A 23,882-nucleotide genomic window follows, 5' to 3' on the forward strand; every position below is an offset into this window, starting at 1 on the left:
GCGCGGCGGCCGGGCACGCCGCTTGCAGCAAAAAGACCGGCGGTTTGTAAATCTTCCCTTCGGTGCGCGGCCGCGCGGGGACGCGGGCGGCGCGCTGGCGCGTACCAGCCCGGCGCCTCGGCGGCCGGCCGGGCACGAGGCTTGCACCATGGCCGCGATCCGCGGCTGCGTGCGCGCCCTTGCCGGCGCCAGGCGGCCATGCCGACCCGATGGCCGCCATGCCCGATTCCAGCACTTCCACCGCTCTTGTCCTGTTGCTGTCGTCGCTGTGGGCCGACAAGCAGTCGGCCCTGCATCCGCGCGGCGACCATGCCGCGCTCAGCGCGGAGATCGGCTGGGTGATGCTGCTGGCGGGAGCGGCGATTTTCGTGGTGGTGATGGTGCTGCTGGCGCTGGCCCTGTATGGCCCGGCACGGCTGCGGCTGCGCCTGTCGGGCCGGGGGCTGGTGCTGGGCGCGGGCCTGGCGTTCCCGGTGGTGGCGCTGTCGGCGCTGTTGATATACAGCCTGGGGATCGCGGCGGCCATGCTGCGCGGCGACGCGCCGGCGGCGGCGCGCATCGAGGTGCGGGGCGAGATGTGGTGGTGGCGCGTGCGCTACCTAGACGAGCAGGGCCGCACGCTGTTCGAGACGGCCAACGAGCTGCGCATTCCGGTCGACCAGCCGGTGGACCTGGTGCTGAAGTCGCGCAACGTGGTGCACAGTTTCTGGGTGCCGAACCTGGCCGGCAAGCTGGACATGGTGCCCGGCCACGACAACCACCTGCGCCTGCGGGCCCGGCAGACCGGCACTTACCGCGGCCAGTGCGCCGAGTATTGCGGCGCGCAGCACGCCAACATGATGTTCGACGTGCAGGTGCTGACCGCGCAGGACTTCCAGGCCTGGCTGCAGGCCCAGCAGCGCCCCGCCGCGCCGGTGCCGGAGGCGGCGCGCCAGTTGCAGGCGGGCCAGCGGCTGTTCATGCAGGCCTGCGCGCAGTGTCACGCCGTGCGCGGCAGCGCGGCCGCCGGCACGCTGGGCCCCGACCTGACCCACGTGGGCAGCCGCCTGTCGCTGGCGGCGGGCATGCTGCCCAACAACGTCGGCACGCTGGCGGGCTGGATCGCCGGCAGCCAGCACATCAAGCCGGACAATGCCATGCCCTCGTTCAACACGCTGACCGGCGAGCAGTTGCGCGCCGTGGCGCGCTACCTGGAAGGCCTGCGATGACGGCGGACCCGCTACCCAACCCGCTGCCGCGCCCGCCCGGCGAGCGCGAGGAACTGCTGCGCATCTGGCGCCGCCCGCGCGGCTGGCGCGCCATCACGGTGGTCAACAACAATTACGTGGGACTGCTGTACATCGGCACCGCGCTGCTGTTCTTCGTGCTGGCGGGCATCCTGGCGCTGCTGATGCGCACGCAGTTGGCGGTGCCGGACAACACCCTGATCGGCCATGCGCTGTACAACCAGCTTTTCACCATGCACGGCACGGTGATGATGTTCCTGTTCGCGGTGCCGGCGGTGGAAGCGATGGCGGTGCTGCTGCTGCCCAACATGCTGGGCGCGCGCGACCTGCCGTTTCCGCGCCTGTCGTCCTATGCGTACTGGGCCTACGCGATCGGCGGCCTGGTGTTCTTCAGCAGCATTTTCGCGGGGCTGGCGCCGGACGGGGGCTGGTTCATGTACCCGCCGCTGACCAGCTCGACCTACTCGCCGGCGGTCAATGCCGACTTGTGGCTGCTGGGCATCGGCTTCATCGAGATCTCGGCCATCGCCGGGGCCATCGAGCTGGCGGTGGGCATCCTGCGCACGCGCGCGCCGGGCATGACGCTGGACAAGATGCCGGTTTTCGCGTGGATCATGCTGGCGTTCTCGGGCATGGTGATCATCGCGTTTCCGGCGGTCATCGTGGCTACCGCGCTGCTGGAACTGGAACGCGCCTTCGGGCTGCCGTTCTTCGTGGCCGAGCGCGGCGGCGATCCGCTGCTGTGGCAGCACCTGTTCTGGCTGTTCGGCCACCCGGAGGTCTACATCATCTTCCTGCCGGCGGCCGGCATGGTGTCGATGATCATTCCCGCCATGACCGGGCGCCCGCTGGTGGGCTACCGGGCAGTGGTGATGGCGATCGTGGCCACCACGTTCCTCAGCTTCGGGCTGTGGGTGCACCACATGTTCGCCACCGGCATCCCGCAGTTGTCGCTCAGCTTCGCCTCGGCCGCCAGCATGGCGGTGGCCATTCCCACCGGCGTGCAGGTGTTCGCCTGGATCGCCACCATCGCCGCGGCGCCGCGCCTGCGCCCGATCCGCACGCCGATGCTGTTCCTGCTGGGCTTCTTTTTCATTTTCGTGCTGGGCGGGCTGACCGGCGTGATGGTGGCGGTGATCCCGTTCGACTGGCAGGCGCACGACACGTATTTCGTGGTGGCCCACCTGCACTACGTGCTGGTGGGGGGCATGGTGTTCCCGCTGTTCGCGGCCTTCTATTACTGGATGCCGTGCGTCAGCGCGCGCCCGCTGTCCGAGCGCCTGGGGCGCTGGGCCTTCTGGCTGATGTTCGTGGGCTTCAATGTGGGCTTCTTTCCCATGCACCTGACCGGGCTGGCGGGCATGCCGCGCCGCGTCTACACCTATGCCGACCAGTATGGCTGGGGCGCGCTGAACCTGGTGTCGACGGTGGGCGCGTACATGATCGCGGCGGGCGTGCTGGTGTTCCTGGTCGACCTGGCGCGCAATTTCCGGCCCTCGGTCGAGCACAACGCCGGCAATGTGTGGCGGGCCGGCACGCTGGAATGGCTGCCGGCCGGCGTGGCCGGCCCGCGCAGCGTGCCGTGGGTGACCAGCCGCGAGCCGCTGTGGGACCAGCCTGGCCTGGCCGAGGAAGTGGACGCCGGCCGCCACTACCTGCCCGGCGCACCGACCGGCCGGCGCTCGACCCTGGTCACCAGCGCCATCGACGCGCGCCCGCAGTACGTGCTGCAACTGCCCGGCCCGGGCTGGGCGCCGGTGCTGGCGGCGCTCGGCACCGCCGGCTTCTTCCTGCTGCTGACCGCCAAGCTGACGCTGCCGGCGGCAGCTTTCGGATTGCTGGCGGTGGCCATGATCCTGCGCTGGCTATGGGACGCCGATCCCGGCCCCGACCATCCGCCGGTGGACGTGGGCGGCGGGCTGCGGCTGCCGGTGTCATGCACCGGCCCGGGCTCGCATTCGTGGTGGGCCATGGTAATGCTGCTGATGGTATGCGGCAGCATCTTCTGCGCGCTGCTGTTCTCGTACCTGTTCCTGTGGACCACTTCGCCCGAGGTCTGGCCCGCGCGCGAAGCGCTGGCCGGCCCGGCGTGGCCGGCGGCCGGGGCCGCCCTGCTGGCGTCGAGCAGCATCCTGGCGTGGCTGGCCGGCCGCCGCCTGCGCGCCGGCCGGCTCGGCTGGACGCGCTTCGGCCTGCCGCTGGGCGCCGCGCTGCTGCTGGCGGCGACCGCGCTGGAACTGGCCGCGCAGTGGCGCACCGGCCTGCGTCCGCAGGATAGCGCCTACGCCGCCGCCGTCTACGCCCTGGCCGGACTGCAAGGCGTGCTGGCGGTGGCGGTGGGCTTCATGAGCCTGTTCACGGCGGCGCGCGCCTGGGCCGGCCGGCTGGCGCCGGACCGGCGCGCCACTTTCGACAACACCGCGCTGCTGTGGCACTACACGGCGGCGCAGGGCCTGGTCGCCATCCTGGCGGCGCACGGCTTTCCGCGCCTGGTGGGCTAGGGGCCTGCCCATGCGCGGCTCCTCTTTTAGCGTGCACAGGCCCGGGATGAACGAGGACACGCCCATGCGCTTCACTCCGCTGCTGCTGTCGCTGCTGGCCGGCCCGCTGGCATGGGCCGCGCATTTCGTGTTCGTCTACGCGCTCAACGGCGTGTTCTGCGCGCGCCCGGCGCTGCACGGGCTGTGGGCCGAGGCCGGCCTGGCGGCCTGGGTGATCCTGGGCGCGGCGCTGGCGGCGGCGGGCCTCATCGGCTGGGTCAACTGGCGCCAGCGGCGCCGCTGGCCGCGCACCGACGACGCCGGCTTCTTTCCGTGGCTGGCGGGCGCGCTGGGCCTGCTGTCGGCGCTGGCGATCTTCTGGCAAAGCGTGCCAGTGCTGTGGATGCCGGCCTGCGCGGCCAGTTGACGGCGCGGCGACGCTGGCGCCGCCGCGCCGCGGGCGTTACGGCACGATGGCGGTGACGCGGATCTCGATGCGCATCGTGGGCAGGCCCAGCGCTTCCACGCCCAGCTCGGTCCAGATCGGCGCGTGGTCGGGCATGTACTGGCGGTACAGGCGCGCCATGGTGGCATTGACTTCCGGCGGGAAGCCGCCGACGTGATAGGAATTGACGTGCACCACGTGCTGCCAGCCGGCGCCGGCCGCGGCCAGCGTGCGCTCGACATTGCGGAATGCCTGCTCGATCTCCTCTTCCAGCGATTCGGGAATCTGCAGTTCGTCGTTCCAGCCGCCCTGCCCGGAGATCTCCACGCGGTTGCCGATCTTCACGGCTTGCGAGTAGTGCAGCTGGTCGCGCAGGCGTTGGCCGTAGCCGGGGGTCAGAAAGAATTCGGGCTTGTCCATGCGGGGTCCTTGGTTCGTGGGGGTTGCGTCCGCCGGCGCGACGGCGCGGGCGGCAGGGACAGCCATCCTAATGGACGCCAGACAAGAACAATAGGGGTTTCACTCGACATGTTTGTTCGTCCGTGCGAACAATTGTGGCGGCGCGCGGCGCGTTCGAACCGATGACAAGCCGTGAAACACTGTGCCATACTGCGCGACGAGCACACGCATCGGGAAACCACTCGGCATGGCAAGTCCCCTGTTTCGTTTTGCGTTGTCGCTGCTCTTCTGGGCGGCGCTCTATGTGGCCAGCGGCTATGTGTCGCTGGAACTCGATGACCCCAGCACCCGTGTCGCCTTCGTCTGGCTGCCCGCCGGCGTGGCGGTATCGGCGTTCCTGCTGACCGGCGGCCTGGGCCGCTGGGCCGTGCTGTTCATTGTGCTGCTGGCGTCGCGGCTGCTGCTGGACGCCTGGGTCCATCACGACTTCCTGCGCTCGGTGGTCATCGGCTGCATCTCGCTGGCGGGCGACGCGGCCATCGCCTGGCTGCTGCGCCGCTACGCGCGCCGGGGCGACGACCTGTACGCGGTGCTGGTGCTGATCGGCGCCACGGTAGGGGTCAGCGCCGTCGCGGCCACGCTGGGAGTGGGCTGGCTCAGCTATTTGCGCACGGTGTCGTTCCTGGACACGGTATGGGTCTGGTGGGCGGCCAATGTCACCGGCGTGCTGGTGCCCGCCATCGTGATCATGAGCTGGACCGACGTGGTGGGCGTGCCGCAGCGCCTGGGCGCGCGCGCGGTGGCGGTCGGCCTGGCCGCCTGGCTGCTGCTGTGCCTGTGCGCCTGGTATGTATTCGGCGAATTGACGCCCTACACGGGCAAGGCGGCGCTGGTGTTCCCGCTGGCCTGCGCGCCGATCCTGCTGGCGGCGGTGATGTCGGTGGCCTGGGGCAGCCGCGGCGGCGCGCTGGCCCTGCTGAGCCTGGCCGCCATCTCGCTGTATTACGCGGCCGACGACCGCGGCGTGTTCTTCCCGCACGGGCTGCGGCCGGGCGAGCCGCTGTTGCTGGCGCAATGCTATCTGTCGGCCACCGCGCTGCTGCTGGCCTTCCTGTGGGTCTACACCAATGGCCGGCGCCCGGGCGGCGCCGCCGCCAATACGCCCGCCGCCATCATGTACCAATACGACCCGGCTTCCGGCGGGCTGGCCTGGGACGGCGACCCGCAGGCGGCGCTGGGCCTGGACCCCGCGCCGCTGGCCACGCTGGACGAATTGCTGGCGCGCGTCCATCCGGACGACCGCGCCGGGCTGCGCGCGCATTGGGCGGCGGTCGCTCAGGGACAGCCGGGCGCGCCGCTGACGCTGCGCGTGGCGGCGGCCCGGGGCTGGGTGCAGGTGCTGGACCGCGGCCCCACCGCCATCGGCGGCGCGACCGGCACGACGGTGGTCGGCACCTGGCAAGTGAAACGGCAAGGAGCCTGGCGATGAGGCCGGCAAAGGCAGTGCCGGCGGACCGCAACGTAGCGAGGAGGCGGGCATGATACAGATCGCGCTGCTGTTGTTCGGCGCTGATTTCGTGCGGCGGCAGGCGGGCTTGCTGGCCTGGCTGGGCGCGGCGTGGGCGCTGCTGGGCGTGTTCATCATCATCGACGGCATGGACGGGGTGCGCTACTTCCCCGTGCACGTGTTCGGCGCGGTGCTGCTGCTGGAAAGCCTGGTCACGCTCAGCGTGGCCTCGGGCGGCGTGGGTGCGCAGAAGGCGGTGCTGTATTTCAAGGGCGGGCTGTTCCTGTTCATCGCCGTGCTGATCCTGTCCGGCCGCTCGACCAGCAACCTGCTGCTGGCCATCGTGTTCGGGCTGTCGTACTTCGTGACGGGCACGCTGCAGATGGCCTCGTCCTGGGTGGTGCGCTTTCCGCACTGGAAGCAGGCCTTCGTGGGCGGGCTGGCGCAATTGGCGTTCGCGGTGTTCCTGTTCCAGCCCTACCCCACGCACTACCGCGCCACGCTGTCCGTGTTCGTGGGCGTGACGCTGCTGGTGGGCGGCCTGAACACGCTGCGCATCGCGCTGCGCGCGCGCCACCTGCGCGAAGGCCGCTCGGTGTTCGACCTGCTGGCGCCCGGCGACCTGCTGCCGCGCCAGCGGCAGGCGGCGGCGGAGGCCGCCAGGGCCGACGCGGCGGCCGCGGCCGCCGTGCGCGAGGAAGCCGCGGCAGCGACACAGGCCGGAACGCCGGCGGCGCAGGCCGAGGCTCGCGACCCGGTGCAGTCGCCCCTGGTGGTGCACGTTTGGACCCCCGAGGGCTCGTCCAAGAACGCGCCGGTGCCGCGCCCGGTCGTCAACCGCTATATCGCGGCGGTCGACATCAAGGGCGTGATCTCCACCGGCCACGCAGCCATGGAAATGCCGCCGTCCACCTACATCAGCCTGTACCCGGCGGTGGATATCGACCGCTCGCCGTCGGAATTCTTCCGCCTGCTCAAGGCCACCCGCGACAACGACGTGCCGGGCGAATTCCAGCCCGACTACCCGACCGAGTCGGCCGCCTGGTGCCCGTCCACCCGGCAGATCCTGTTCCACAGCTACAACCGCGCCGGCCTGCTGCGCTTCTGGGAAGCCTACCGGCAGGAGGAGATCTACAACCTCACCTACCGCAACTGTTCCAGCAGCGTGTCGTTCGCCCTGGAAGCCGCGCTGGACGGCGCCCTGAGCCACGACTCGCGGCGCCCGGGCCGCGTACTGCGCACGCTGCTGATGCCGGAACTGTGGATTGCCGCGCAAGTCCGCAAGCGCGCCACCACCATGGCCTGGACGCCCGGGCTGGTGCTGGACTATGCGCGCGCGCTGCGCGCCATCGTGCACCCCTCCCACGTATCGTGGCTGACCAGCTTCCGCTGGGCGGCCCGCCAATCGCGCGCGTCGGCATCCGATTTGGTAGATTGACGGCGCCGGCGCCCCTTTGGCGCCCGCGCGCCGCCGCGCGCGCTCATTTCAGAAAGGACTCTCTCATGCGTAGCCTCTGCCTCGCCCTGGCCGCGGCCGGCCTCCTGGCCAGCGCCGCCGCCAGCGCGCAAACCACCATGCGCATCGGCCTGCAAGACGACCCCGATGTGCTCGACCCCGCGCGCGCCCGCACCTTCGTCGGCCGCATCGTGTTCGCCTCGCTGTGCGACAAGCTGGTCGACATTTCGCCCGACCTGAAGTTCGTGCCGCAGCTGGCCGAATCCTGGAAGACCGCCGACGACGGCCTCAGCCTGACTCTCACGTTGCGCCAGGGCGCGTTCTATCACGACGGCACGCCCATCGACGCGGCCTCGGTCAAGGCCAACCTGGACCGCGCCATGACCCTGCCCGACAGCAACCGCAAGAGCGAGCTGGCCTCGGTCGCCAGCGTCGAGGCGCCGGACGCGCGCACCGTGGTGCTGCGCCTGAAGGCGCCCGACGCCTCGCTGCTGTCGCAGTTGTCCGACCGCGCCGGCATGATGCTGTCGCCCGCCACCTTCGAGCAGGACCCGGGCCGCAAGCCGGTGTGCTCGGGCCCCTACAAGTTCAAGGAACGGGTGCAGAACGACCGCATCGTGCTGGAACGCTTCGACCAGTACTGGGACAAGCAGGACTACCATTTCGACGAGGTGGTCTTCACGCCCATGCCGGACACCACGGTGCGCCTGAACAACCTGCGCGCCGGCGGCCTGGACATCATCGAGCGGGTCGCGCCCAGCGACGTGAAGACCGTCAAGGAAGACCCCAACCTGCGGCTGGCCCCCGTCACCGGGCTGGGCTACCAGGCGATCTCCATCAACATCGCCAACGGCGCGCGCGCCGACACGCCGCTGGCCAAGGACAAGCGGGTGCGCCAGGCGCTCGACCTGGCGATCGACCGCGACGTGATCAACCAGGTGGTGGGCGAAGGCATGTTCCAGCCGGCCTACCAGCCCTTCCCGCCCGCCAGCTTCGCCTACGACAAGTCGGTCGAGCGCAGCGGGCGCGACCCCAAGAAGGCGCAGGAACTGCTCAAGCAGGCCGGCCATGACCGCGTCAAGTTCGAGCTGACCTACGGCAACAACACCACCATGCAGCAAGTGTTCGAGCTGGTGCAGGCCATGGGCGCGGAAGCCGGCTTCGACATTTCCCTGCGGCCGCTGGAATTCGCCTCGCTGCAATCGGCGCTGCCGCGCGGCGATTTCCAGGTCGGGCAGACCGGCTGGTCCGGGCGCGTCGACCCCAGCGGCAACATCTACCAGTACATCACCTGCAAGGGCAGCCTGAACGACGGCAAGTACTGCGACGCCGGCATGGACAAGCTCATGGAAGAAGCGCGCAGCGTGGCCGACGAGGCCAAGCGCCGCGAGCTGTATGCGCAGGCCATGCAGAAAATGCAGGAGGACGACCCGCGCATCTACCTGTTCTACCTGCCGTGGATCTTCGGCACGCAGGCCAAGGTGCAGGGCTTCGTGCCCTACCCCGACGGCCTGATCCGCCTGAAGGGTGTGACGGTGGCCGGCAAATGAGCATCGATTCCGGCTACCGCATGTTCACCACCCGGCCCGAGATCCTCGGCACTTTCGGCGTGGTGACCTCGACCCACTGGTTGGCCAGCGGCGCCGGCATGGCGCTGCTCGAACGCGGCGGCAACGCCTTCGACGCCGCGGTGGCGGCGGGCTTCGTGCTGCAAGTGGTGGAGCCGCACCTGGTGGGACCGGCCGGCGAAGTGCCGGTGGTGTTCCACTCGGCGCGCACCGGGCGCACCGAAGTGCTGTGCGGGCAAGGCCCCACGCCGGCGGGCGCCACGCTGGAGCACTACCGCTCGCTGGGCCTGGACCTGATCCCCGGCAACGGCCTGCTGCCGGCCGTCATCCCGGGCGCCTTCGACGCCTGGATGTTGCTGCTGCGCGACCACGGCACGCTGCGCGTGCGCGACGTGCTGGAGCCGGCCATCTATTACGCCGAGCACGGCCACGCGCTGATGCCGCGCATCGCCAACACCATCGCCGGGCTGCGCGACTTCTTCGCGACCCACTGGCCCACCACCGCGCAGGTGTACCTGCCGGACGGCGCCGCGCCGCAGGCCCGCAAGCTGTTCCGCAACCCCTGGCTGGCCGAGACCTGGCGCCGCGTGCTGCGCGAGGCCGAAGCCGCCGGCGGCGACCGCGAACGGCAGATCGACGCGGCGCGCGACGCCTTTTATCGCGGCTTCGTCGCCGAGGCCATCGACCGCTATGCCAGCCGCACCGAAGTCATGGACGAGAGCGGCGCGCCGCACCGCGGCGTGCTGACCGCGCAGGACATGGCCGGCTGGTCCGCCAGCTACGACGCGCCGGCCACCTACGACTACCACGGCTACACCGTGGCCAAGGCCGGCGCCTGGAGCCAGGGGCCGGTGTTCCTGCAGACCCTGGCGCTGCTCAAGGGCCTGGACCTGCAGCAGCCCGGCCCCAACGGCGCCGAGTTCATCCACCGCATCACCGAGGCGATGAAGCTGGCCTTCGCCGACCGCGAAGCCTATTACGGCGACCCGGCTTTTACCTCCGTGCCGCTCGAGCACCTGCTGTCGGACGCCTACAACGACCAGCGCCGCGCCCTGATCGGCCAGCTCGCCTCGCACGACTTGCGGCCCGGCCGCGTGCCCGGCTACGAGGCCCAGGTGGACCGCGTCATGGCCGTGCTGGCGCGCCTGTCCAGGGTCACGCCGGTGGGCGCGCCCGGCAGCGAACCCACGCTGGCCGACATGCGCGCCTCCGCCAAGCGCGGCGACACCACGCACGTCGACGTGATCGACCGCTGGGGCAACATGGTGTCGGCCACGCCGTCGGGCGGCTGGCTGCAGTCCTCGCCGGTCATTCCGGGGCTGGGGTTCCCGCTGAACACGCGGGCCCAGATGTTCTGGCTCGAGCCCGGCCTGCCCTGCACGCTGGCGCCCGGCAAGCGCCCGCGCACCACGCTGACGCCCTCGCTGGCGCTGCGCGACGGCCGGCCCTACATGGTGTTCGGCACGCCCGGCGGCGACCAGCAGGAACAGTGGCAGCTGCTGCTGTTCCTGCGCCACGTGCACCATGGCCTGAACCTGCAGGAAGCCATCGACCAGCCCATGTCGCACACCCTGCACTTCCCCTCGTCGTTCTACCCGCGCGACCGCAAGCCGGGCCACTTGGCAGTGGAGGCATCGTTCGGCGCGGAAACCATCGCGGACCTGCGCGCGCGCGGCCACGTCATCGAGGAAGAACCGCAGTGGTCCATCGGCCGCCTGACCGCCGCCGCCCGCGACCCCGACGGCCTGCTGCACGCCGCCGCCACGCCGCGCCTGATGCAGGCGTACGCGGTGGGACGCTGAACGCCGGCTGCGGGCGTCTGGTTGCCCCAAGCCCAAGGTGTCTGACACCCTTGCAGGGTGTCAGACACCTTCCGAAGTTGAGACAGCCGTCGCCGCCTCGGTGTCAGACACCCGACGGGTGTCTGACACCTGCCGATATCGGAAAAGGAATGTCCGTGCCAGCACCTCTGCCCCCCGTGACCATCGCCCGTCTGGGCGTCGATGACGTCAATGACGCTGTGGTAGCGGCGTTTGCGCGCCTGCTGCCACAACTGTCGCAAAGCGCTCCCGCCTTGACACGTCCCGACCTGCTGGAGATCGTGGGCGCGCCAGGCAACGATGTCTTCGTGGCGATCGCGGCCGCCGATGGCAGGATCGTGGGAACCCTGACGCTGGTGCACTTTCGCATTCCCACCGGCGTGCGGGCGTGGATCGAGGATGTGGTCGTCGACAGCCAGGCGCGCGGCCTGGGCGCGGGCGCAGCGCTGACACACGCAGCCATCGCGCGCAGCCGCGAACTGGGCGCCAGGTCGCTGGACCTGACCTCGAACCCGGCAAGACAGGTCGCGCATCGGCTGTATGAATCCAGCGGTTTCCGCCTGCGGGATACGCGGGTATATCGATATCAGCAAACGTCTTGAACTGCGTGGCCTGCCCCCGGAGTTGCGGCGAATCATGACCCATCTTCCGACGGTGTCAGACACCCGAGTTGCCAGACGCCTGCCGAAATTGCGACCGTCGCCGCCACCTCGGTGTCAGACACCCGACGGGTGTCTGACACCTGCCGACCTGCCGATATCGGAAGCGCTTTCCAGGTGTCAGACACCCTGCGGGTGTCTGACACCTTCCTTCCGGACGGCTCACCCCCGCTTGACGTAATCCGGATACCGCTCGCAGATCTCGTCCACCTGGCTCAGCGTGCCGGACAGGTGCTCGCGCAGGGCCTCCTGCGCGCCGGCGACGTCGCGGCGGGCGATAGCGTCGACGATGCGCTGGTGGTCGCGCAGGATGCGCTCGGCCTTGCCGGTTTCGGGCAGGTGCAGGCGGCGCAGGCGGTCGACGTGGCCGCTGTAGCGCTGCTCCAGTTCCCACAGCCCCGCCACCCCGGCGGCCTGGTGCATTTCGCGGTGGAAGGCGCGGTCGGCATCCAGGAAACCCTGGTAGCGGTCGGCGCCCTGGTTGGCGCGCTGCATGTCGATATGCGCGCGCAGGCGCTCGACCAGCGCGGGGTCGTCGCGCTCGGCCAGCACGCGCACGATCTCCAGCTCCAGCGAGCGGCGCAGGAAGTGCGCCTGGCGCGCGGCGGCGATATCGATGCGGCTGACCGCGGTGGTGTGCTGCGGATAGATGTCCACCAGTCCTTCGTCGCGCAACTGGCTCAGCGCATCGCGGATCGGCGTCTGGCTCAGGCCGAAGGCTTCGGCCAGTTCGCCGCGCGCCAGGGCGGCGCCGGGCTTGAGGTCCAGCGACACGATCAGCGCGCGCAGTTTCTCGAAGACCTGCGGCGCGGCGTGGCGCGAGCGGTCCAGGCTCAGGTCGGCGGGCAAGGCGGACAACGAGGACATGGGCATTCTGGCGACGTGGAGAACCGGCATTGTAACGGTGGGCTGCTGCATTGACGTACTAATATATTAGTGTTTTAATCCGTCGACCCTCAACCGAGCCGCTTTCCATGACCCGTTCCTACGACGACCTGCGCAGCGCCCGCTGGATGGCCCACGACGACCTGCGCTCCTTCGGCCACCGCTCGCGCATGATGCAAATGGGCTATGGCCCGCAAGACTGGGCCGGCCGCCCGGTGATCGCCATCATCAACACCTGGTCCGACCTGAACCCCTGCCACAGCCATTTCAAGCAGCGGGTCGAGGACGTCAAGCGCGGCGTGTTGCAGGCCGGCGGCTTCCCGGTGGAACTGCCGGCCATCTCGGTGTCGGAATCGTTCGTCAAGCCCACCACCATGCTGTACCGCAACTTCCTGGCCATGGAGACCGAGGAACTGCTGCGCAGCCACCCGGTCGACGGCGCGGTGCTGATGGGCGGCTGCGACAAGACCACGCCGGGCCTGATCATGGGCGCCATCAGCGCCAACCTGCCCTGCGTCTACCTGCCGGCCGGCCCCATGCTGCGCGGCAACTGGAAGGGCAAGGTGCTGGGCTCGGGCTCGGACGCCTGGAAACTCTGGGACGAGCGCCGCGCCGGCAATATCACCAAGCAGGACTGGACCGAGGTCGAAGGCGGCATCGCGCGCAGCCACGGCACCTGCATGACCATGGGCACGGCCAGCACCATGACCGCCATCGCCGAAGCCATCGGCCTGACGCTGCCGGGCGCCTCGTCGATTCCGGCGGCCGACGTGAACCACATGCGCATGTCGGCCGAATGCGGCCGCCGCGTGGTCGGGATGGTGTGGGAAGACCTCACCCCGCAGCGCATCCTGGCACGCGCCTCGTTCCAGAACGCCATCAACGTCGCCATGGCGATGGGCTGTTCCACCAATGCCATCGTGCACCTGGTGGCCATGTCGCGCCGCGCCGGCTGCGCGGTGGACCTGGCGGACTTCGACGCCGCCAGCCGCAAGGTGCCGGTCATCGCCAACATCCGGCCCAGCGGCGACACCTACCTGATGGAAGACTTCTACTACGCCGGCGGCCTGCCCGGCCTGATGTCGCGCCTGGCCGATGCGCACCTGGACCTGTCGGCCCGCACCGTGACCGGCCGCACGCTGGGCGAGAACATCGCCGGCGCGGCGGTCTACAACGACGACGTGATCCGCCCGCTGGACCGCGCCATCTACCAGGAAGGCGCGCTGGCCGTGCTCAAGGGCAACCTGGCGCCGGACGGCTGCGTGATCAAGCCCAGCGCCTGCGCGCCGCGCTTCCTGCAGCACACCGGCCCGGCGCTGGTGTTCGACGACTACCCCAGCATGAAAGCCGCGGTCGAGGACGAGAACCTCGACGTCAGCGCCGACCACATCCTGATCCTGCGCAACGCCGGCCCGCAGGGCGGCCCCGGCATGCCCGAATGGGGCATGCTGCCGATCCCGGTGAAGCTGGTGAAACAGGGCGTGCGCGACATGCTGCGCCTGTCCGATGCCCGCATGAGCGGCACCAGCTACGGCGCCTGCATCCTGCACGCCGCGCCGGAAGCCTATGTGGGCGGCCCGCTGGCGCTGGTGCGCACCGGCGACCTGGTCACGGTGGACGTGCCGGCGCGCCGCATCCACCTGAACGTCAGCGACGCCGAACTGGCCGCGCGCCGCGCCGCCTGGACGCCGCCGCCCAAGCGCTATGAGCGCGGCTACGGCTGGATGTACGCGCAACACATCCTGCAAGCCAACGACGGCTGCGACTTCGATTTCCTGGAAACCGGCTTCGGCGCGCCCGTGGCCGAGCCCGACATTTTCTGACCCTGCCCGACCCGCTTCCGAGACCGCCATGACCACCCTGTCCGACGCCACCCGCGCCCGCCTGGCCGCCGTCAGCACCGCCACGCTGTGCACCGCGCTGTTCAAGCGCGGCCTGCGCAACCAGTTCATCCAGGACGTACGTCCGCTGCATGCGGGGCTGCCCAACATGGTCGGGCCGGCCTATACGCTGCGCTACATCCCCGCGCGTGAAGACCTGAACCCGATCCAGGTGTTCGAAGACCCCCGCCATCCGCAGCGCGTCGCCATCGAGGCCTGCCCGGCCGGCGCCGTGCTGGTGATGGACAGCCGCAAGGACGCGCGCGCCGCCTCGGCCGGCTCCATCCTGGTCACCCGCCTGATGAAGCGCGGCGTGGCGGGCGTGGTCACCGACGGCGGCTTTCGCGATTCCCCGGAGATCGCCCGGCTCGGCATTCCGGCGTATCACCAGCGGCCTGCGGCGCCCACCAACCTGACCCTGCACCAGGCGCTCGACCTGAACGTGCCGATCGGCTGCGGCGACGTGGCGGTGTTCCCCGGCGACATCGTGGTGGGCGACGCCGAGGGCGTGGTGGTGATTCCCGCCGGCATCGCCGACGAGATCGCGCGCGAGGCCGAGGAAATGACCGCCTTCGAGGACTTCGTCACCAGCGAAGTGCTGGCCGGCCGCGGCATCGCCGGCCTGTACCCGCCCACCGACCCCGCCACGCGCGAGCGCTACGCCGCCTGGCGCGCGCAGCACGGGCGCTGACGGCGACGCCGCGCCCGCCCCATAACCCAGAGAGGAGACACCCCATGAACCCGATCCGACGGCGCCACCTGGCGCTGACCCTGGCCGCGGCCGCGCTGGCCGCTGGCGGCCTGCCGGCCCAGGCGGCCGACTGGCCCGCCGACAAGCCTATTTCCTACGTGGTGCCGTTCACCGTGGGCGGCTCCACCGACGTGGTCGGCCGCATGCTGGCGCAGAAACTCGGCGAACGGCTGCACCAGAGCGTAGTGGTCGAGAACAAGCCCGGCGCCGCCGGCGCCATCGGCGCGGCCTACGTGGCCAAGGCGCCGGCCGACGGCTACACGCTGTTCGGCGGCACCATCAGCACCCACGCCATCAACGCCAGCCTGTACAAGAACCTGCGCTACGACCCGGTCAAGGATTTCGAGCCCGTCTCGCTGGTGGCGACGCTGCCCAACGTGCTGCTGGTCGATCCCAACCTGGGCGTCGACTCGGTGGCCGACCTGATCGCCCTGCTCAAGCGCGATCCGTCCAAGCGCACCTTCGCGTCGTCCGGACCGGGCACGTCGACCCACCTGGCCGGCGAACTGTTCGCCGACACTATCGACGTGCCGCTCACGCACGTGCCCTACAAGGGCACGCCGCCCGCCATGGTGGACGTGTCCTCCGGCGCGGTGACCTTCATGTTCGACCAGATGACCGCGGCGCTGCCGCTGCTGCAGAACGGCAAGCTCAAGCTGCTGGCGGTCACCACGCCGCAGCGCATCGCGCTGGCGCCCGATACGCCCACCATGGAAGAGGCCGGCGTGCACGGCTTCCAGATGGCGTCGTGGCAGGCCGTGTACGCGCCCAAGGGCACGCCCAAGCCCGTCGTCGACCGGCTCTCGCAAGAGATCGCCGCCATCCTCAAGGAACCCGACGTGCAAGAGAAGCTGGGCAAGACCATGGGCATGCAGCTGGTCGGCAGCAGCCCCGAAGCGCTGCGCGACCTGATGGCCAGCGAAATCCCGCGCTGGGCCGAAGTCGTGCGGAAGTCCGGCGCGCAGGTGGATTGACGCACCGGGCGGCCAGGCAGGACATCAGGTGTCAGACACCCGTGGGGTGTCTGACACCTACGGCCGCAGGGGCATGGCGGAGGTGTCGGACACCTGCGGCCGCAGAGGCATGGCGGGTGGTGTCAGACACCCCTGGGTGTCTGACACCTGACAATCCCTGTTCCGCGCGGCCCCCTCTTCTTTAGAGTTGCGGCGCGGGCATCGTGGGGAACGGCTCGGTGTCCGCGTGCACGTCGCGCCAGGCCTCGGCCAGCCGGTCGGCGCGATAGAAGGCCACGCCGGGGCGGCGTCCCAGGTCGCGCAGGAAGTCGGCCACCATGCGGGCGCGCGGCAGCCGGCTGGACCCGACGTCGCCGCGGGTATGCAAGGTCAGGTTGACATAGCCGCCGGCGCAGTACTGCGCGTCGGCCTCCTCCGCCCAGGCCTTGGCGACGCGGGCGTGCGTGTGGCGCTGGCTGTAGAACTTGGCGTCGCTCAGGTAATCGAACACCGGCAGCTCCACCAGCGCCGCGCCGCCTTGCGCCATCACATACGGCGTGTCGTCGTCCTGCGCGCTGCTGTCGTAGCCATAGCCCGCCTGCGCCAGGGCCGGCAAGGCGGCTTGCGTGACCAGCCCGTTGGCGGCCCGCCAGCCCCGCGGCGCGGCGCCGGTCAGGCGCGCCAGCGCTTCGCGGTCGCGCGCCAGCTGGTCCAGCGTCTCCGGCGCGCCGGCCTGGGCGCGCACATAGCCGCGTACCGCCACTTCGTGGCCGCCATCCAGCATGGCCTGCAACAAGTGGGGATGCTGGGCGATGTCGGCCGGCATTACGAAGAAGGTGGCGTGGGCGCCGTTCTCCGCCAGCGCGTCGAGCAGTCGCCACAGGCCTTCGCGCGCGCCGTAGCGGCCATAGGAATAGCGGCCGAACAGGCCCGCGCTGCCAGCTTCCTGCGCATCGATGGCCGCCACGTCAACGTTGACGCCCACCACCACCGGACACGCGACCAGTCGTTCGGTCTTGCTCATACGCGCACCTCTTCATAGCTGTGGGGGTCGGCCGCGACCCATTGCTGGATCTCGGACAGCGTGGCGAAATGCACGCCCGCGTGGCGCTGGATGTAGCGCAGGGTTTCTTCCACCGCGCGCACGCGGCTGGGCGTGCCCGAGCCCCAGCCGGCGCGCGGATGCACGGTCAGCATGAAGAAGCCGCCCTGCGCATAGCGCGCGTCGAATTCCGCCTGCCATTGCTCGACCACTTCGGACACCGGCGTCATCGAGAAATTGAAGAACGGGAAATCGTCCAGGCTGTAGGTGTTGTTGGGAATCTCGACCATGGTCCGCCCGGCGCCCAGGTCCAGCATGTACGGCGTGTCGGCGTCCTTGTCGCTGCTGTCGTACTGGTAGCCCAGCTCGTGCAGCACCGGCAGCGTCACGCTGGTCTTCTGCCCCGACGGCGATCGCCAGCCGCGCGGCGCCTGGCCCAGCAAGTCGCCCAGGATGCCGTGCGTCAGTTTCAGGCGCCGCGTTTCCTCGGCGGGCTCGAACAGCGTGCCCTCGTGCACATAGCCGTGCGCGCCGATCTCATGCCCGGCGCGCTGGATGTCGCGGATCGATCCGGGCGAACACTGCGCGTCGTAGCCCGGCACGAAAAAGGTCGCCGGGATGCCCAGGCGCTGGAGCATGTCCAGGTGGCGCGGCACGCCGCGCCGCGCCGAATAGCGGCCGGCCGAATGCATGCCGAAGGGCTCCAGGCCCTTGCCGACCTCATTGCCGGTGCCGTCGAAATCGACGGTATAGGCGACCAGGCAGCGGGCCTGGCCCGGCCAGGCGGGCTCGGCCGTGCGCGGCGCCCGTCCGGGCAGGCGCAGGCCGCGTGTCAACAGGGGTTGGGACATGGCGGTTCCTCTCAGTCTGCAAACCCGTAGGTGGTGAAGGCGGGATCGACGGCCGGCAGCGCGGCCACTTCCATTTCCGCGTCGGCCGGACGCAGCACCACGGTGGCGACCGTGGCGCTCAGGTTGCTGGCCAGGTTCATGCGCGGCGGCCGGCATACCGACCAAGGCGACGCGTAGTCGTCCAGCAGGGCGGCCTTGACTTCGGCCACGCCGATCCGCCCCAGGTGCGGCCGCAACAGCGCCTTGACGCGCATGTCGCGATACAAGGTGTCCGGCGTGGAGGCGATGCCGGCGTCCTTCAGCTTGCCCAGCGCGACCGGGCTTACCCAATGATTGGCGTGCACCAGCAGGCCGTCCTCGTCGCGCACCAGGAAGGTCTCGTCGGGCGCGCACTCGAAATTCAGCGCCACGCCGCCGCGATGGCTGATCATCATGTTGTTCGAGCCCGACTTCGGCGTCACGTAGGCGGCGCGCATGGCCAGCGCCAGGTGCTCCTGTTCGAGTATCTTGCGGCGGATCAGCGGCAGCGGCACGCCCACGCGCTGGTAATCCAGGCTGGACTCCAGGAAATTGGCGGTCAGGCCGATGCCGGCCGCGTTCAGGCCCGAGCGGCCCAGCGCGCCGGCCTCGGTGAAAGTCAGGATGTCCGGGCCGTCATCGCGGCGGATGCGCAGCACCACGGCGGTCTCGGCGCATTCGTATTTCCAGTCCCAGTTTTGCGCATGCACCAGCACGCCGCCGGCGGCGGCCTGCGGCAGCACGATCACGCCGGTGCAGCCGTCCAGCTCGCCGGCCCCGATCAGCCGCTCGCGCAGCGCGGGGCTGGCCGCCAGCTTGAGGATCTCGGTGCGCGCGTTGAGCAGCACCACGTCGTCGAACGGCACGTCGGCGCCCGCCGCGATGCCGCGCATCTCGGCCACATGGGCGGCGTCGAATTTTTCCATCACGGGCAGGTAGTCGCGCACCACCGCCGCCAGCGACGCGCGGTCCAATTCCAGCGCCTGCAATTGCGCGGTGTAGTGGCCGATGCCCTTGTGGATGCGCTCGGCGGCCTGCCGGCCGTATTGCCGGCCGCGCGCCTCGGGCGGCCCCGCGACTTCGATAAGAGGAAACGCTGCAGTCATGTTGCTCCTTGGTTGGCCTCGTCCGCGCCCATGCGGGCCGGGACGCGATTCAGATCAGCTTGGCGCGGCGCAGCAGTTCGCCGGACGCCTCATAGGTCTGCCGCGCATAGGCGGCGAAATCCTGCGGATTGCGGTACCACTCGGGCTGGTTCAGCGTCGCCAGCACCCGCTCGATGGCGGGCTCGGCCATGGCGCGGCGGAACGCCTGGTGCAGTGCCTGCACGATGGCGGGCGGGATGCCCTTGGGCCCGAGCAGCCCCATGGGCGCCGACAGCACCAGGTCGTAGCCCTGCTCGGTGGCGGTGGGCACCTCCGGCCAGGCCTTGAAGCGCGCCGCGCCCAGCGCCCCCAGCAGCCGCAGCCTGCCGCTCTGGATGTAGGGCACGTAGGTGCCCACCGAGTCCATCACCACGTCCACGTAGCCGCCCATCAGCGCGGTCGCCATGTCGGCGCCGCTCTTGAAGGGGATATGCTGGAAGCGTACGCCGTACTGCTCCTGGAAGGGCACCATGGTGACCGGCACCAGCGTGGTGGGGTCGCCCGCGGCATACTGGACCTGGCCCGGCCGCTCCTTGCCGGCCCGCATGAAATCGGCGAACGACTGCAGCGGCGAATCGGCGCGCACCACGGCGCAGAACTCCAGGCTGGTCATGCCGATCACATAGGTGAAGTCGTCCAGCGGCGAAAAGCCGATCTTCGGCTCCAGCCAGGGCGCGCGGAAGGTGGAGCCGGTCGACATGGCCAGCGTGTAGCCGTCCGGGCGCGCCCGCGCCACCAGGCTGGCCGACAGGTTGCCGCCAGCGCCCGGCTTGTTCTCGATGATGACCGGCTGCCCCAGGTGCGGCGCGGCCGCCTGGCTCAGCACCCGCATATATTGGTCGACCGAGCCGCCCGCGCCGAACGGGCAGAACAAGGTCACCGGCCGCGCCGGGAAATCCTGGGCGCCGGCGGCGCGGCCCACCAGGCCGAGCGCGGCGCCCGCGCCCAGGGCCTGCAGCGCGCGGCGCCGCCCGCGTGAAACTGGACTTTGCATGACGAGTCTTCCTGTCGAAAAGGAATGCCGACACAGCCCGGCGGCCCGGCGAGCCTGCGCGCCGCGGCCCCGGACGGTGGCGCGCTACGACGGCTTGATATTGCCGGCCTTGACCAGCCGGCCCCACTTGGCCGACTCCTGGGCGATGAAGGCGGCCATTTCGTCGGGCGTGGTGTACTGGGTTTCCAGGCCGCCGAGCTTCAGGTTGTCGAAGGCCGGCGAGGCCAGCGTCTGCTTGACCGCCTGGTTCAGCGCCTGCACGGCGGCCGGCGAAGTGCCGGCCGGCGCCATGATGCCGCCCCAGCCGATCGCCACGATGCCCGGGAAGCCGCTTTCGGCGATGGTGGGCACGTCGGGCAGCACGGGCGAGCGCTCGGCTCCGGTGGTGGCCAGCGCAATGACCTTGCCGGCGCGGATATGCGGCAACTGGTTGATCACCGTGTCCATCAGCACCGGGAACTGGCCGCCCAGGAAATCGCCCACCGCCGCCGAGGCGCTGCGGTACGGCACGCCCGGCATGGTCAGCTTGGCTTCGCTCTTGAGCAATTCGGTGGCCAGGTGGCTGGAACTGCCGTTGGCCGTGATGCCGTAGAAGTACTTGCCGGGATTGGCGCGCACGAGCGCGACCAGGTCCTGGAAGTTCTGCGCCTCGAAGTCGGGCCGCACCACCAGCACGTTGTTGTACTTGCACACCAGCGAGACCGGCGCGAAATCCTTCTCGGGGTTGTACGGCAAGTCCGGATACAGAAACTGATTGACGGTGTGCGTGCCGGTGATCGCGAACAGCAGCGTGTGGCCGTCAGGATCGGCCCGGGCCACCGCCTGCGCGCCGATGATGCCGGCCGCGCCGGGCATGTTCTTGACCACGACGTTGTGAGCCAGGTGCTCGGCCAGCCCCTTGGCGGCCACGCGCGCCACCACGTCCGTGCCGGCGCCCGGCCCGCCCGGCACCACCAGCTCGATCGGCTTGGAGCCCGGATAGGCCGCGCCCTGTGCCTGCGCGCGCCCGGCGCCCAGGCCCGGCAGCAACAGCGCCGAGCCGGCCGCCATGCCGCCCGCCAGCAGGCGGCGGCGCCTGGATGAAAAACCGGCCGCGGCCGTGTGCCTGTCGTACTGCGTCGACATTGTCTCCCCCTTGCCGCGCCAGCGCGGCGTCGATTTGTGGTCAGGAGACTTTGCAGGACTTCGCTAGGAAAGTAAATCTAGAATAAATTTCTGCTGTATAAAGTATTTCTTTATAAACCGCCACACGGCAAAGATCCGGCCATGAGCAGTATTCGCGTCCTGCGCAGCTTCATTGAAGTGGCCCGCTGCGGCTCGTTCGCGGCGGCGTCGGAACACGTATCGCTGACGCCGGCCGCGGTCGGGCTGCAGATCCAGAGCCTGGAAAACGACCTGGGCTATCCCCTGTTCGACCGCGTCGGCAAGAGCATCACGCTGAACCAGCGCGGCCATCGGCTGGTGCCGCGCGTGCAGCAGTTGCTGATGCAGTACGACGCGCTGCGCCTGCAGGAACCCGACCCCAAGGACCTGGCCGGCTCGATCAAGGTCGCGTCCATCGCCACCTCCATGAGCATGGTGGTCAAGGCCGTGCTGCGCATCCGCAAGCAGTATCCGCGCCTGGCGGTCGAGCCCGGCATCAGCTATTCGGGCGACCTGGTCTCGCGCGTGAAGGAAGGCGAGCTGGACGCCGCCGTGTCGGTGAAGAACGCGCACAAAGTGCCGGCCGGCGTGCTGTGGACGCACCTGTACCGCGAGCCGCTGGTCTTCATCGCCAGCAAGCAGGCCGCCGCCCGCCCCGCCATCGAGGCCCTGCTGGCCAGGCGCCTGTTCCTGCGCGTGTCGCGCAGCTCCAACACCGGCACCCTGATTGACGAGTTCATGCGGCGCCGCCACCTGAAGGCCGGCGAGTTCCTGGAAATGAACGCCATGCGCACCATCGTGGACATGGTCAAGGAAGACATGGGCGTCACCATCCTGCCGCTGCCGCGCGGCACCGGCTGGGACCGCGACCCGGACCTGCATGTGATCCGCTTCGACGACCCCACCGCGCATCGCAGCATCGGCCTGTTCGAGAACGAAAGCCGCAGTTTCCTGAGCAGCGTGCTGCGCCAATACCTGCTGGAGGAACTGGCCCGCGACGACGCGGGCCAGCCGTGAAGAGCCTGATCGCCCTCATCTCGGTGTCAGACACCCATGGGTGTCTGACACCCCCGGACACCCCCGTCCCGTCAGGTGTCAGACACCCTGCGGGTGTCTGACACCGCCGGATACTTCCGGCCATCCGCCGCCGTCTCGCCAGGGTGTCTGGCACATCCCGGCCCCGCCGCTAGGCGGCCCCCGGCGCGGGCAGCCGGCCCAGCACGCGCTCCAGCGTCATGCCGATGGCCAGCACGCGGCGGTCCGCGCCCGGCAGGCCGTCGATTTCCAGCCCCACCGGCAGGCCGCCCGCGGACAACCCTGCCGGCAGCGCCAGCCCCGGCAGGCCGGCATTGCTGCCGGGGTCGGTATTGCGGATCAGCCGCTCGAAATTGGCCGGGCTGCTGGCCTCGGGATTCGCCGGCATGGGCAGGATCGGCACCACCGGAAACAACAGCCCGTCCAGGTAATGCCGCTCGAAGGTCTCGCGATACGTGTCGAGCAGCGCCGCGCGGCCGCCGGCCATGGCGGCGCGATACGCCGGCAGGACGTCGACCAGCGTGCCGTCCGGCGCCGGCAGCTTGCCCGGCGCCACCATCGTGCGGAAGATCGCCTGCACGTCCGGGCTGGCAATCTGCGCCAGCACGTCGTCGAACGACACGCCGGTGCCATGCTCGCGCAGGTAGCGCGCCAGGTCGACCCGCTGCTCGTGGATGGCCACCGGCATGCTCACCGCCGCGTTGCGCGCGGCCAGTTCGGGCATCTGCACTTCGACCAGTTGCACCCCGGCGTGGGCCAGCCGCGCCAGCGCCCGGCCGGCCACGGCCCCGACCTCGGCGTCCAGGTCGCGCCAGAAATAATCGGGCAGGCCCAGGCGGATCCGTGCCGCGGGCGGCGCCTCGTCCACCGGCGGCTCGCCGCTCAGCACCGCGTCCAGCAGCACCAGGTCGGCCATGTCGTTGGCCATGGGGCCGGGAGTGTCGCGCGTGTGGGAAATGGGCGTGATGCCGTCGCGCGGATAGCGGCCGATGGTGGGCCGCAGGCCCGTGCCGCCATTGAAGGACGACGGCACCCGCACCGAGGCCCCTGTGTCGGTGCCCAGCGCCGCCGGCACCAGACGCGCGCCCACGGCCGCCCCGCTGCCGGCCGACGAGCCGCCCGCGATGCGGGCCGGGTCATAGGCATTGCGCACGCCCACCACGCCGGGCACATGGAATGCGGTGTTGTAGCCGGACGAGCCGAACGCCAGTTCGTGCATATTCGCCTTGCCGACGATCACCGCGCCGGCGTCGCGCAGGCGGCGCACCACCGGCGCGTCGGCGGCGGGCCGGAAATCGCGCAGCGCGGGCGTGCCGGCCGTGTTGGGCAGGCCCGCGACGTGGATATTGTCCTTGATGGCGATGGGCACGCCATCCAGCGGCAGGCCGGCCTGGCCGGCGCGCCGGCGGCTGTCGCAGGCACGCGCCTGGGCCAGCGCGCCTGCTTCGTCCACCGTAATGAAGGCGTTCAAGGCCGCGTGCGCGCGCATGCGCTCCAGGTAGGCGCGCGTCAGCGCCTCGCTGCTGGCGGCGCCCTGGCTGACCAGGCGCGCCGCCGCGACGGCGGTCAAGGTGTTCAGGTCGGGCAACGGGCGGTCGGTATGGCGCATGGCGGGTCTCCTGGAA

General features: G+C 70.2%; 20 protein-coding genes. 12 read left to right on the top strand and 8 right to left on the bottom strand.

Annotated elements, in window-relative coordinates; translation table 11 throughout:
* Positions 1-218 precede the first annotated feature (218 nt).
* The 3 genes from ACKTT0_RS24135 (at position 219) to ACKTT0_RS24145 (ending at position 4,133) form a co-directional block, all read left to right on the top strand.
* Complete coding sequence (locus ACKTT0_RS24135) at positions 219-1,208, top strand: cytochrome c oxidase subunit II (protein ID WP_407852253.1); 990 nt, start codon at positions 219-221, stop codon at positions 1,206-1,208.
* Positions 1,205-3,727 (top strand): cbb3-type cytochrome c oxidase subunit I, encoded by a 2,523-nt coding sequence (locus ACKTT0_RS24140; protein ID WP_407852254.1) that lies wholly within the window; start codon positions 1,205-1,207, stop codon positions 3,725-3,727. Before ACKTT0_RS24135 ends, ACKTT0_RS24140 begins: the two co-directional genes overlap by 4 nt.
* A gap of 64 nt (positions 3,728-3,791) precedes the next feature.
* Positions 3,792-4,133: a hypothetical protein gene (locus tag ACKTT0_RS24145; RefSeq protein WP_407852255.1), complete on the top strand. Its 342-nt coding sequence runs from the start codon at positions 3,792-3,794 to the stop codon at positions 4,131-4,133.
* 36 nt (positions 4,134-4,169) lie between these two features.
* Here ACKTT0_RS24145 and ACKTT0_RS24150 read toward each other — a convergent pair whose 3' ends face one another.
* Positions 4,170-4,571 carry a RidA family protein gene (locus tag ACKTT0_RS24150; RefSeq protein WP_407852256.1) on the bottom strand — a complete coding sequence of 134 codons (402 nt, stop codon included), beginning with the start codon at positions 4,569-4,571 and terminating at the stop codon, positions 4,170-4,172.
* 226 nt (positions 4,572-4,797) lie between these two features.
* Here ACKTT0_RS24150 and ACKTT0_RS24155 point away from each other — a divergent pair, with 226 nt between their 5' ends.
* The 5 genes from ACKTT0_RS24155 (at position 4,798) to ACKTT0_RS24175 (ending at position 11,503) form a co-directional block, all read left to right on the top strand.
* Positions 4,798-6,039 carry an MASE1 domain-containing protein gene (locus ACKTT0_RS24155; protein WP_407852257.1) on the top strand — a complete coding sequence of 414 codons (1,242 nt, stop codon included), beginning with the start codon at positions 4,798-4,800 and terminating at the stop codon, positions 6,037-6,039.
* A gap of 49 nt (positions 6,040-6,088) precedes the next feature.
* Positions 6,089-7,495: an HdeD family acid-resistance protein gene (locus ACKTT0_RS24160; RefSeq protein WP_407852258.1), complete on the top strand. Its 1,407-nt coding sequence runs from the start codon at positions 6,089-6,091 to the stop codon at positions 7,493-7,495.
* Positions 7,496-7,560: 65 nt separating this feature from the next.
* Positions 7,561-9,063 (top strand): ABC transporter substrate-binding protein, encoded by a 1,503-nt coding sequence (locus ACKTT0_RS24165; protein WP_407852259.1) that lies wholly within the window; start codon positions 7,561-7,563, stop codon positions 9,061-9,063.
* Between the two features lie 20 nt (positions 9,064-9,083).
* The gene (locus ACKTT0_RS24170; protein ID WP_407852497.1) at positions 9,084-10,883 is read left to right on the top strand and encodes a gamma-glutamyltransferase family protein; all 1,800 of its coding nucleotides are present in this window, start codon (positions 9,084-9,086) and stop codon (positions 10,881-10,883) included.
* A gap of 155 nt (positions 10,884-11,038) precedes the next feature.
* Complete coding sequence (locus ACKTT0_RS24175) at positions 11,039-11,503, top strand: GNAT family N-acetyltransferase (RefSeq protein WP_289786364.1); 465 nt, start codon at positions 11,039-11,041, stop codon at positions 11,501-11,503.
* Positions 11,504-11,722: 219 nt separating this feature from the next.
* On the opposite strand, the gene ACKTT0_RS24180 is transcribed toward ACKTT0_RS24175, so the two are convergent.
* Positions 11,723-12,427, bottom strand: coding sequence for a GntR family transcriptional regulator (locus ACKTT0_RS24180; protein ID WP_407852260.1), 705 nt, complete (start codon positions 12,425-12,427; stop codon positions 11,723-11,725).
* 107 nt (positions 12,428-12,534) lie between these two features.
* Here ACKTT0_RS24180 and araD point away from each other — a divergent pair, with 107 nt between their 5' ends.
* From araD to ACKTT0_RS24195, 3 genes are read left to right on the top strand one after another with little or no spacing between them, the layout of a single operon-like run.
* Entirely contained in the window at positions 12,535-14,268 is a 1,734-nt protein-coding gene (gene araD, locus ACKTT0_RS24185; protein ID WP_407852261.1) for an L-arabinonate dehydratase, read from the top strand.
* A 28-nt stretch (positions 14,269-14,296) separates the two neighbouring features.
* Entirely contained in the window at positions 14,297-15,016 is a 720-nt protein-coding gene (locus ACKTT0_RS24190) for a ribonuclease activity regulator RraA (protein ID WP_407852262.1), read from the top strand.
* Between the two features lie 44 nt (positions 15,017-15,060).
* Positions 15,061-16,050, top strand: coding sequence for a Bug family tripartite tricarboxylate transporter substrate binding protein (locus tag ACKTT0_RS24195; protein WP_407852263.1), 990 nt, complete (start codon positions 15,061-15,063; stop codon positions 16,048-16,050).
* Positions 16,051-16,231: 181 nt separating this feature from the next.
* Here ACKTT0_RS24195 and ACKTT0_RS24200 read toward each other — a convergent pair whose 3' ends face one another.
* From ACKTT0_RS24200 to ACKTT0_RS24220, 5 genes are all read right to left on the bottom strand, one after another.
* Positions 16,232-17,053, bottom strand: coding sequence for a polysaccharide deacetylase family protein (locus ACKTT0_RS24200; protein ID WP_407852264.1), 822 nt, complete (start codon positions 17,051-17,053; stop codon positions 16,232-16,234).
* Entirely contained in the window at positions 17,050-17,922 is an 873-nt protein-coding gene (locus ACKTT0_RS24205; RefSeq protein WP_407852265.1) for a polysaccharide deacetylase family protein, read from the bottom strand. The genes ACKTT0_RS24200 and ACKTT0_RS24205 overlap by 4 nt, the downstream gene beginning before the upstream one ends.
* 11 nt (positions 17,923-17,933) lie before the next feature.
* Positions 17,934-19,046 (bottom strand): C45 family autoproteolytic acyltransferase/hydrolase, encoded by a 1,113-nt coding sequence (locus tag ACKTT0_RS24210; protein ID WP_407852266.1) that lies wholly within the window; start codon positions 19,044-19,046, stop codon positions 17,934-17,936.
* A 49-nt stretch (positions 19,047-19,095) separates the two neighbouring features.
* Entirely contained in the window at positions 19,096-20,079 is a 984-nt protein-coding gene (locus ACKTT0_RS24215) for a Bug family tripartite tricarboxylate transporter substrate binding protein (protein ID WP_407852267.1), read from the bottom strand.
* A gap of 84 nt (positions 20,080-20,163) precedes the next feature.
* Complete coding sequence (locus ACKTT0_RS24220; RefSeq protein WP_407852268.1) at positions 20,164-21,204, bottom strand: Bug family tripartite tricarboxylate transporter substrate binding protein; 1,041 nt, start codon at positions 21,202-21,204, stop codon at positions 20,164-20,166.
* Positions 21,205-21,345: 141 nt separating this feature from the next.
* Between ACKTT0_RS24220 and ACKTT0_RS24225 the strand changes: the two genes are divergently transcribed.
* Positions 21,346-22,239, top strand: coding sequence for a LysR substrate-binding domain-containing protein (locus ACKTT0_RS24225; RefSeq protein WP_407852269.1), 894 nt, complete (start codon positions 21,346-21,348; stop codon positions 22,237-22,239).
* 169 nt (positions 22,240-22,408) lie between these two features.
* On the opposite strand, the gene iaaH is transcribed toward ACKTT0_RS24225, so the two are convergent.
* The gene (gene iaaH, locus ACKTT0_RS24230) at positions 22,409-23,866 is read right to left on the bottom strand and encodes an indoleacetamide hydrolase (protein ID WP_407852270.1); all 1,458 of its coding nucleotides are present in this window, start codon (positions 23,864-23,866) and stop codon (positions 22,409-22,411) included.
* Positions 23,867-23,882 lie beyond the last annotated feature (16 nt).

The organism is Bordetella saccharivorans (assembly GCF_045862855.1).
Taxonomy (GTDB): domain Bacteria; phylum Pseudomonadota; class Gammaproteobacteria; order Burkholderiales; family Burkholderiaceae_B; genus Bordetella_A; species Bordetella_A petrii_F.